We start from the raw sequence: 10,154 nt of genomic DNA, 5'->3' as shown, positions 1-10,154 counted from the left end.
GCGTGAGGACCGTCCGACCGCCGCGCGGGCGCGCGCCATGCTCGCGCGGGTCGTCAGCGGCGAGCCGGTGGACCCGTGGCGGCCGCCCGTGCCGCGCCGGCAGGCCCGCCACGCGGTGCTCACCGGTGCGACCGCGGTCGCCGTCCTGCTCGGCCTCGTCGTCTGGTCGCCGTGGCGCACGGCCGCGGACGCGCCGGCGGACGTGCCGGTGGACGGGCCCCAGGGGACGGTCCTCGGTGACCCGCGCACCGCGGACCCGTGCACGCTCCTGGAGCCGGAGACGTTCGAGCGGTTCGGCCCGGCGGTCGAGGATCCGGCCTACGGCAACTTCAACCGCTGCGACGTGCTCATCGAGCTCGGCGAGGACGCCGAGGGCGAGGACATCGAGGTGGACGTCGCCCTCGAGCTGCTCGACAAGGCCGACCCCGACGAGCGGCCGGCGCCCGGCGCGACCGTCGAGGTGGAGCCGGCCGAGTCCGACGACGAGGGCGGCTGCGACGTCAGCATCACGCTCGCGGACCTCAACCGCATCGACGTCAACGCCCGCCCGCACGGCGACGTACGGCTCGACGTGTGCGAGGTGGCCCAGGTGGCGGGGGACCGCGCGGTCGAGCTGCTGCCGGCCGGCGAGCTGAAGCGGCGGGAGCCGTTCGACGCCGACTCGCTCGCGCGGGTCGACGCGTGCACGCTCCTCGACCGGGCGGCGCTGCGTGCGATCCCCGGCCTGGACCCCGAGCCGTCGGCGGACTTCGGCCGGTGGATCTGCGAGTGGAGCGGCCGGGCGGCGACGATGGATGCCACGGTGTTCTTCAACCAGAACACCCCGCTCACCGCCGAGGACGGCGAGTACGTCGAGCTCGCCGGGCACGATGTGTTCCTGGAGCCGGACGAGGACGGCGAGGAGTGCCGGGCGCATGTGGTGCACCGGACCGTGCGGCTGGACAACGGCGAGGACATCGACGAGATCGCCTCGCTCGCCATCGCCGGCGAGGCGCCGACGGGCCGGCTCTGCTCGATCGCCCGGAACATGGCCCGCTCCGTTGCCACGAACCTGCCGCCGACCACCTAGGGCACGCCTCGGGACGGGTCCCCGGCATCGTTCCTACCGTGGGGCCGGTGGTCCACGACGAGCTGATCGCGCTGCCCGCCGGGCACCCCAGCCTGGCGTTCGGCGGTGGCGACACGGTGCCGGGCGGGTTGCTGGCGCTGTCGGCGTCCGGCGGCGTGCGGGTACGCCCGGGGGAGGGTCGGTCCGTCTACTTCGGACGGAACTTCGCGGAGGTGCACGTCGCCATCGGCGTGGCCGACCGCCGGGTGAGCCGGCGGCAGGGGGTGCTCACGTGCCGGGCCGGGCGATGGTGGGTCGCGAACACCGGCAACCGGCCGATCCGGCTGCCGGACTCCCGGTGGCTGAGCCGCGACGGCGAGGAGCCGCTCGCACCGGGCTACACGCCGCTGTTCGTGTCGGGCTCCGGTCCGCGCGAGCACCTGCTCGAGCTGTTCGTGGTCGCGCCGGACGGCCCTGCGCCGCACGCGGTCGTGCGGCCCTGGCGGCTGAGCCCCGACGAGCGGCTGGCGGCCGTGGTGCTAGGCCGACGGTACCTGTTGCACGAGGCGAACCCGCGGCCGCTGACCTGGCAGGAGGCGGACGCCCGGCTCGCCGAGCTGCAGCCCGGCCGGTGGCGGGCGGGCCGGCTGGAGCGCGTGGTGACCGACCTGCGGACGCGCCTGTCGCGGCGCGGCGTCCCGGGGCTGCGCGAGGACGAGGTGCCCGACCCGTACGGCGGCGCGCTGACCGACAACCTGCTGCGTGAGCTCGTCCGCACCCGCACGGTCGTGCCGCCGGACCTCGCGGTGCTCGACCCGGACGGACCGGAGCCCGGCGGCGAACCCTGGACGCCGCTCGGTCGATAATCGACGCCGTGGCAGCCAGGATCCGAGCATTCCGACCGGGTGACGAGCGGGCGCTGTACGAGATCTGCCTGCTGACCGGGGCGAGCGGTGCGGACGCGACCGGCATGTACCGCGACCCGAACCTGCTGGGCGAGATCTACGTCGGCCCGTACCTGCGGCTGGCGCCGTCGCTGGCGATCGTCGGCGAGGACGAGACCGGCGTGGCGGGCTACGCGCTGGGCGTCGCCGACACCCGTGCGTTCGAGAAGGCGTGCGAGCGCGACTGGTGGCCGCCGCTGCGGGCACGCCATCCGCACGGGTCGTTCCCGCCGGGCAGCCCGGACGACCGGCTGATCCGCATGATCCACAACCCGCCGGAGACGAGCGAGGACGTCGTGGAGCGCTACCCGGCGCACCTGCACATCGACCTGCTGCCGCGCCTACAGGGCGGAGGCTACGGCCGCCGCCTCCTGGAATCGCTGTTCGACGCGCTGCTGGCCGCGGGCGTGCCGTCGGTCCACCTGGGCGTGGGCCTGGCCAACGAGCGTGCGATCGCCTTCTACGAGCACCTGGGCTTCACGGTGGTCCACCGCTACACCGGCTCCCAAATCATGGCCCGCCACCTCTAACCCCGCGAGTCCAACGCTCCGAACCGGCGAGTCCAACGTTCCGGAGCGGCGAGTCCAACGCTGCGGAGCGGCGAGTCCAACGCTGCGGAGCGGCGAGTCCAACGCGGCTGCGCCGAGTTCGGCAATTTCTCGTTACTCGGCTCGTCCTCCACCGACCGCTCATCGCGCCAATGTCAAGAAACGACAAATCTCGCGCTCGCAATTGCTAGCAGCAGACCTGCCTGCACAAATCCGCTTCCGCATATGGTCAATTCACGTAGCGCGCTCAGTCCGGCAGGGTTTTGCCCTGTGGGCTGGTCCGCGCGCTTGCGAGCAGTGCAATCGGTGCGCTACTAGACCAATCGATGAACGGCAGCGGATGTCCGGCTAAACGCACCGGCTACGAACTCGGAGACTGCCGCCCGGGAAGGCCATCGCTCCGGGGTATCGCGAGCGCGCCAGTGCCATAGACGGACGCGAGGCGAGTCGGGCGGGCGGGGTACCCGCCCAGCAGCCGGGCCGACTACAGGCCGAGGTGCTGGGCGAGGGCCTCGGTGTGCGTGTCGGCGTCGCCGAAGGTCAGTGCCGCCGCGATCGCGTGCCGCGTGTGGAAGTGCAGATCGTGCTCGGCGGTGAAGCCGATCGCCCCGTGAACCTGGTGGCCCAGCGAGCACACGCGCTGGTAGGCCTCGCTCACCCACGACTTCGCGACCGCCACCTCCGAGGTCGCGTCCAGGCCGCGGCCCAGCCGCCAGATCGCCTCGTACGCGATGAACCGGGAGCCGAGCACGTCGATGGCCATGTTCGCGCAGTGGTGCTGCACCGCCTGGAACGTGCCGATCGGCGTGCCGAACTGTTCCCGTTGCGTGGCATAGGAAACCGTCTCGTCCAGCACCGCCTGGGCGCCGCCCACCATCTCCGCGCACAGCGCCGCCGCGCCGAACGCCTCGACCCGCGACGGGTCCACGCCGGTCCGCTCGGCTGGCAGCGAGCCGAACCGCACCCGGTACGTGGGATCGAGGCCGATCACGTCCTGCCGTTCGACCTCCACGTCCGACGCGTCCACGACGGCGACGGAGTCCCCGGTGGCCACGACGAAACCGTCCGCCGACGCCGCGTACGGGACCAGTGACGCCACACCGTCCACAGCGGACGCGAAGGTGTAGATCCGGCCGGCCGCGATCTCCTCCCGCAGCGCCGGCACCGCCATCCCACAGCACAGCGTCGGGACGAACGGCGACGGCACCGCGAACCGGCCGAACTCCTCGGCCAGCAGGCACGCCTCGAGGAACCCCATCGACTCGTCGAATGCCACGCCGGTCCAGCCGAGCTCGACGATCTCCTTCCACAGCGCCACCGACCACCCGACCGGGTCCTGCGCGACGGCACGGGCCGACGCGCCGGCGGCGCGCGCGGCCAGGAACTCCCGTGCCGTTCGCTGGACCAGCTCCTGGTCCTCGGTGAGAGTCAGGTCCATCAGCGGCTCACCGGCGGGATCTTGTCCGATCGCACCCACACGCCCGGCCGCTCCTCCCAGAACAGCTGCACCAGCACGCCGCCGGTCTGCTTGGGGTGGATGAACGTATGCTTCCACGCCGCCCCGTCGGTGACCCCCTCCTCGTCGTCGAACGTGTTGATGTCGTGGTGCTCGCACGCGGCGCGGGCGGCGTCCCAGTCGGCCACCTGGAACGTCACGTGGTGGGCGGCGGCGCCGTTGCGGGAGTAGAACTTCTCGATGAACGAGTCCTCGCCGCGCGGCATGATCACCTCCCAGCAGATGCTCGACCCCGGGATGTTCAGCACCAGGTCGGCCATGTCGGGATGCTCGTCCTCGGGCGTGCGCCACACCTGGACGAAGCCCGCGAGGTCGGCGTACCACCGGGCCAGCTCGTCGCGGTCCAGGAACGCCTGGCAGATGTGGTCCAGGGCCACCACGCCCAGCGTCGGACCCTCCACAGTGGATCCGGCGACCGGCGTGGGCTCGTCGTCGCCACACATGGCGAGCGTGCCCGGGCCACGCAGGCGGAACAGCACGCCTGGCCCGTGCTCGGGCGGCGACAGCGACGCCTCCGCCCACTTGCCCGGCACGCCGTCGGTCAGCTTGACGCCCCGCGACGACAGCTCCGACAGCGCCGCGTCCAGGTCCGGGACCTCGACGCCGACGTGGTGCAGGCCGGGCCGGCCGTTGTGGTCGTCCAGCCAGGTGCGCAGCGGCGAGGACTCGTCGGTGGGGGAGAGCACCAGCCACGCGTGCCCCCAGCTGCCCGGGATCTCCATCCGCACGCCGCGCGCGCCGGCCTCGGCGTTGTCCCAGCGGGACACGGCCCGGAACCCGAACACCTTCTCCAGCAACGAGACCTGCGCGTCGAGGTCCGGCACCAGCTGGGCGACGTGGTCGATACGGTAGATACGCAAGGGAACTCCTCACAGAGGCCAATTCAAAACAGGTCCGCTAGATCGGTCAGGTCGGCGATCAGGAGTGTTTCGAATTGGCCTCTTAGCTCGGGTGCGGCTCGATCCAGTCGTACTCGTTGTCGACGAGCTCCTTGACCAGCCGCAGGTTGTAGCGGTTCATCGCGGCGATCCGCTCGGCGAGCTCACCCACCCGCTTGTCGAACTCCTCCGCTCCGAACACGCTGTTGACCAGTCCGAGCTCCAGCGCCCGCGCCGCGTCCAGCCGGACACCGGTGAACAGCATCTCCTTGGCGCGCGCCTTGCCGACCCGCCGCGGCAGCCGCTTCACCCCGCCCCAGCCGGGTGCCGAGCCGCCGAACGCCGGCTGGTCCGGGTCGGGCTCGCCGTTCATGAACTTCGGCTGGTACGGCGGCCGTGCCGACAGCGTGATCTCGACCAGGCCGAGCTTCGCGTTGTCCGCGGCGACGATGAAGTCCGCCGCGAGCGCCAGCTCCAGGCCGCCGCCGACGGCGTAGCCGTGCACCGCCGCGATGACCGGGACGGAGGTCCGCTCGATCAGCGCGAACGTCTTCTCCCCGAGCCTGCCCTGCTCGATCCGCTCCTTCGGGGTGAGCCCCTCGGACCACTTCACGTCCATGCCGGCGCAGAACGCCCGGTCCCCGGCCCCGCGCAGCACCGCGACGTGCACGTCCTCGGCGTCGTCGAGCTCGGTGAACAGCGCCCGGAGCTCGTGCATGGAGGCCGGCGTCAGCGCGTTCAGCTTGTCCGGCCGGTCGAGCGTGATCCAGGCGATCCGATCTTCGATCCGTACGTCAAGGGTTTCGTATGACATGTTCTCCATCTTCCGACAGGGTCAACTTCTGGGCAGGCCGAGGCCGCGGGTGGCGATCACGTTGCGCTGGATCTCCGTCGTGCCGCCGAGGAACGTCGCCGCGATCGCGTCCATCCGCAGGTGCGTGAAGGCGGCGCCGAGCGGGGCGTCCTCGCGGCCCCAGAGCTGCGCGTACGGCCCGAACGCGTCCGCGCCGGTGCGGGCGATCCGGCCCGCGAGCTCCGCGCCGAACAGCTGGTTCACCGACGCCTCGTAGCCCGGAACCTCGCCGCTGACCTGCTTGGACACCGTGTAGCGGGCCAGGTTGTACAGCACCCGTACCTCGGTGTACCGCCGGGCGATCTCGTGCCGCAGGCGGGCCCGGTCCGCGCGCAGGTACGGGCCGTTCTCCTTCACGTGGGTGACCAAAGTGGACAGCGCCTGCTCGAGTTTGACGGTGGCGCCGATGCCGGCCCGCTCGAAGCTCAGCGCGTCCATCGCGACGTACCAGCCGCGGTTCTCCTCGCCGACCCGGTTCGCCACCGGGACGCGTGCGTCGTCGAAGAAGACCTCGGCGAACGGGACGTCACCGCGAATGTCGGTGATCGGGCGTACGGTCACGCCGGGTGTCGTCGTGTCCACGAGCAGGAACGTGATGCCCTTGTGCTTGGGTGCCTCCGGATCGGTGCGCACGAGCACGAACAACCAGTCCGCCCGCACGCCGAGAGAGGTCCACGCCTTCTGCCCGTTGACAACGTAATGATCGCCGTCCCGCACCGCCTTCGTGCGCAGTGACGCGAGGTCGGAGCCCGCCCCCGGCTCGGAGAAGCCCTGTGCCCAGGTCCGCTCGCCGCGCGCGATCGGCGGCAGGTGCTCGGCCTTCTGCTCCTCGGTGCCGTGCGCCAGCAGCGTCGGGCCGAGCAGGAACGCGCCGATCCCGTTCACGGTCGGCACCCGGGCCCGCATCATCTCCTCCTGCAGGATGAACTCCAGCATCGGGGACAGGCCCGCGCCGCCGTACTCGACCGGCCAGTGCGGGGTGATCCAGCCGCGCTCGGCGAGTGCCGCGGCCCACCGCAGCGCGCCCTCCCGGCGCGCCGGGTCGTCGCTGTGCCGGTCGGCCGGCCAGTTGTAGCCCCACACGTCCTCCGGCTCGAGGCTGTGCTCGGCGACCGGGTCCGGCCGGTACTCGGCCGGGAACCGGTCGGTGACGAACGCGCGCACCTGTTCGCGGAACGCGGCTTCGGAGGGAGTGTCCTCCCAGTTCATGCGGTCCTCTCTCGTTCGGTGCCGGCTTCGCTGTCCCATGTGGACGGTGTGATGCCGCGGTCGCCCTCGGCGCGCAGGCGGTACTTCGCGACCTTGTCGGTCGGCGTGCGCGGCAGCGCGTCGAGGAACTCGACGTAGCGCGGCACCATGTACCGCGGCAGCCGCTCGGCGCAGAAGTCCACCAGGTCCTCGGGGTCCAGCGTCGAGCCCGGCCGCAGCACGACCGCGAGCTTGACGTCCTCGTCCTCCAGCTCCGACGGGACGCCGATCGCCGCGCTCTCCAGGATGGCCGGGTGCGTGTTGACTTCCAGCTCCAGGTCGAACGCCGAGATGTTCTCGCCGCGGCGGCGGATCGAGTCCTTCATCCGGTCCAGGAAGTAGTAGTACCCGTCCTCGTCGCGCCACACCCGGTCGCCGGTGTGGAACCACAGGTTGCGGAACGTCTCCGCGGTCGCCTCCGGCGTGCCGTAGTAGCCGGTGGTGATCACGTACGGCTGCTTGGGCCGCAGCACGAGCTCGCCCGGCTCGCCGGGGCCGACCTCCCGGTCGTGCTCGTCGACGACCGCCGCGACGAACCGTTCCTCGTGGACGGTCCCGCACGAGCCGACGCGCCACTCGCCGTAGGGGCTGCCGGTGGCGATGCCCGCCTCGGTCGAGGTGTAGGTCTCGACCGAGCGCACCCCGAACCGCTCGCGCAGCGGCTCGTCGAGGACGGACTTGCCCATGTAGAACATCTCGAGCGGATGGTTCTTGTCGTCCGGGGTCGGCTCGCGGTTCAGCAGGATCGGGATCATGGAGAACACGCTCATCGCGACCTGCGCGTCGAAGTGGCGGACGTCGTCCCAGAAGCGGGAGGCGCTGAACCGCTCGACGACCGCGAGGGCGCCGCCGCAGAGCAGGGCGGACAACATCCCGTCCCACAGGCCGGCGGCGTGGAACAGCGGCAGCGGGCAGTAGATCGTCTTGCCCCACCGGTCGAGGTAGTTGAGGGAGTCGTAGGCGCAGGTCAGAGCCAGCGCGTGGGAGCACATGGCCCCCTTGGACGGGCCGGTCGTGCCGGACGTGTACATGATCGCCTGGAGGTCGGAGAAGACGATGCCGGCGCGCGGCTCGTCGTCGCCGTGGTCGCGCAGGCTCGCGAGCGAGACGGCCGCCCTGCCGAGGTGCGCCGTGTCGCCGCCGCGCACGACCAGCCGGCCCAGCCCGGGTAACCGGTCCACCACCGGGGGTATCCTGTCCACATAGGACCCGTCGATGACGAGCGTGGTGGCGTCGGAGCTGAACAGGACGTGCCGCAGCATCTCGCCGCGGTGCGCGATGTTCACCGGCACGGCGACCGCGCCGATGCGGGCCAGCGCGAACACGATCGGCACGAACTCCGGGCAGTTGGGCAGCATCACCGCGACGTGGTCCCCCTTGCCGACGCCGAGCGCGATGAAGCCCTGCGCGAGCCGGTTCGCCTGCGCGTGCACGTCGCCGTAGGACAGCTCGCCGTCGTGGAACTTGAGGAACGGGTCGGTCCGGTGACTGTCCGCCCTGGACCGGAGTACGTCGCCGAGAACGAAACTCTCCAACGTCTCCTTGCGCATCACACCTCCGCTGGCGCCTCGGATCACGCCAGGCGGGACGGCAGGGAGTGCACCGCCCTCGCGCTCAACGAGGCTCGCACCGTTGCGTTCCATACGAGCATGAATCCGACGACCGCGCCACCCTCGGGTGATCTCCGCCTCGTAGCGGGAGAGTGATCGGCGCAGGTCAGAGGAGTTTGCCGGCCTCCAGCCCCCCGGCTGGCAGCGTACGCCGACCCACCGACGAAACCCGACGGAAGAGGGTGGCGCCGGTGGACGAGAACCCTCTCACCCAAGTTGTCCACAGCCACCCACTCGCGGGTTGGGTGGGTGGTGGTCAGGTTGGGCGGCGGCCCAGGGCGCCGATCGTCAGCCAGGTGTGGTCGACGAACGACGGATTCGCGTACGCCGCGTACGCCGCGGCCAGCTCGTCCGCGGTCACGGCGCCGCTGGCCAGGGCCGGCTCCTCGATCACGCGGTGCGTCGCGACCAGCCAGCGGGCCATCGGCGAGCCCCCGCGCGCGGGGACCACGTGACCCTCCGCATCGCAGTCCGTCAGGCCGGCCTCCTCCAGCGCGACCGGCAGGCGGCGCGCCCACACCGGATCCGTGCCGACCAACCTGGCCATCAGCCTCGCCAGCGCCGACAGCGCCCGGCCCACCGCCGGTTCGCTCGACAGCTCCGGTGTCGGCGTGGCGCTTTCCACCACCAGCCAGCCGCCCGGCCGCAGCCACGACGCCATCCGGCGCAGTGCCTCGTCCCGACCGGTCACGTGCTCCAGCACGAACCGCGAGTGGATCAGGTCGAACTCGCCGGGCGGCTCGTCCACGGTCACGTCGTGGTGCAGCACCCGGATGCCGGTCGCCTCGAGCGGCTCGAGGAAGTCGATGCTCATGTCGGTCGCGGTCACGTTCGCCGCGCCGGCGCGGTCGGCGAGCATCCGCGCCACCGACCCGGCACCCGCGCCCACCTCGAGGCACTGCCACTCCGCCGCCACACCTACCCGGTCGAGCAGCCGCGCGCTGAACGGGTCGAAGACCTCCTGCAACAACGTCAGCCGGTCGTGCTCGACCTGCGCCTTCGTGTCCACGTTCGTGGCCCAGCTCAGGGTGTCGGACATGAGCGGGATCGTACGAGCCGACAACCCGCAGGTCGCGCCCGCCCGCCTCGTAGAGTGTGCTCGGATCACGAGTGGATGGGAGCTCGCCGTGCGGCTCATGCGAGTGGGTGCCCCGGGCGCCGAGCGTCCGGTGGTACTCGACGACACCGGCCAGGCCCACGGCCTCGACGAGCTGATCACCTCCGACCTCGACGGGGCGTTCCTCGCCGGCGGTGGCATCGCCCGCGTGCGTGCCGCGCTGGCCGCGGGTGAGCTGCCGGCCGTCGACGTCGCGGGGGAGCGGGTCGGCGCGCCGATCGCCCGGCCCCCGGCGGTGGTCTGCATCGGGATGAACTACGCGGCGCACGCGGTCGAGTCCGGCGGGACCCCGCCGCCGCAGCCGGTCGTGTTCTTCAAGCACCCCAACACGGTCGTCGGCCCGTTCGACGACGTGCTCGTGCCGCGCGGGGCGGAGAAGGTCGACTGGGAGG

General features: G+C 71.8%; 10 protein-coding genes. 4 read left to right on the top strand and 6 right to left on the bottom strand.

Features of this window, described 5'->3' with window-relative positions; translation table 11 throughout:
* The 3 genes from ACRDTB_RS35475 to ACRDTB_RS35465 all read left to right on the top strand — a co-directional run.
* On the top strand, nt 1-1,069 hold a 1,069-nt coding region (locus ACRDTB_RS35475), incomplete at its 5' end, for a hypothetical protein (RefSeq protein ID WP_431436629.1).
* Between the two features lie 38 nt (nt 1,070-1,107).
* Complete coding sequence (locus tag ACRDTB_RS35470; protein ID WP_431436628.1) at nt 1,108-1,914, top strand: FHA domain-containing protein; 807 nt, start codon at nt 1,108-1,110, stop codon at nt 1,912-1,914.
* A gap of 8 nt (nt 1,915-1,922) precedes the next feature.
* Nucleotides 1,923-2,522 (top strand): GNAT family N-acetyltransferase, encoded by a 600-nt coding sequence (locus tag ACRDTB_RS35465; RefSeq protein WP_431436627.1) that lies wholly within the window; start codon nt 1,923-1,925, stop codon nt 2,520-2,522.
* A gap of 502 nt (nt 2,523-3,024) precedes the next feature.
* On the opposite strand, the gene ACRDTB_RS35460 is transcribed toward ACRDTB_RS35465, so the two are convergent.
* The 6 genes from ACRDTB_RS35460 to ACRDTB_RS35435 form a co-directional block, all read right to left on the bottom strand.
* Nucleotides 3,025-3,978, bottom strand: coding sequence for an acyl-CoA dehydrogenase family protein (locus tag ACRDTB_RS35460; protein WP_431436626.1), 954 nt, complete (start codon nt 3,976-3,978; stop codon nt 3,025-3,027).
* Nucleotides 3,978-4,916, bottom strand: coding sequence for a VOC family protein (locus tag ACRDTB_RS35455; protein ID WP_431436624.1), 939 nt, complete (start codon nt 4,914-4,916; stop codon nt 3,978-3,980). Before ACRDTB_RS35455 ends, ACRDTB_RS35460 begins: the two co-directional genes overlap by 1 nt.
* Nucleotides 4,917-4,998: 82 nt before the next feature.
* Nucleotides 4,999-5,748, bottom strand: a complete 750-nt coding sequence (locus tag ACRDTB_RS35450; protein ID WP_431436623.1) for an enoyl-CoA hydratase/isomerase family protein — start codon at nt 5,746-5,748, stop codon at nt 4,999-5,001.
* A gap of 21 nt (nt 5,749-5,769) precedes the next feature.
* A complete protein-coding gene (locus ACRDTB_RS35445) occupies nt 5,770-6,996 on the bottom strand; it encodes an acyl-CoA dehydrogenase family protein (protein ID WP_431436622.1) in 1,227 nt (408 codons plus the stop codon).
* Complete coding sequence (locus ACRDTB_RS35440) at nt 6,993-8,585, bottom strand: AMP-binding protein (protein ID WP_431436621.1); 1,593 nt, start codon at nt 8,583-8,585, stop codon at nt 6,993-6,995. The genes ACRDTB_RS35445 and ACRDTB_RS35440 overlap by 4 nt, the downstream gene beginning before the upstream one ends.
* 316 nt (nt 8,586-8,901) lie before the next feature.
* Nucleotides 8,902-9,684, bottom strand: a complete 783-nt coding sequence (locus tag ACRDTB_RS35435; protein ID WP_431436620.1) for a class I SAM-dependent methyltransferase — start codon at nt 9,682-9,684, stop codon at nt 8,902-8,904.
* 97 nt (nt 9,685-9,781) lie between these two features.
* Between ACRDTB_RS35435 and ACRDTB_RS35430 the strand changes: the two genes are divergently transcribed.
* The coding region (locus ACRDTB_RS35430) for a fumarylacetoacetate hydrolase family protein (RefSeq protein ID WP_431436630.1) at nt 9,782-10,154 on the top strand (373 nt) is incomplete at its 3' end.

This window comes from Actinophytocola sp. (assembly GCF_050699935.1).
In the GTDB taxonomy this organism is placed as follows: domain Bacteria; phylum Actinomycetota; class Actinomycetes; order Mycobacteriales; family Pseudonocardiaceae; genus Actinophytocola.
Note: the sequence above shows the minus strand (reverse complement) of the source record. Positions and strands in the feature narration are given on the sequence as shown.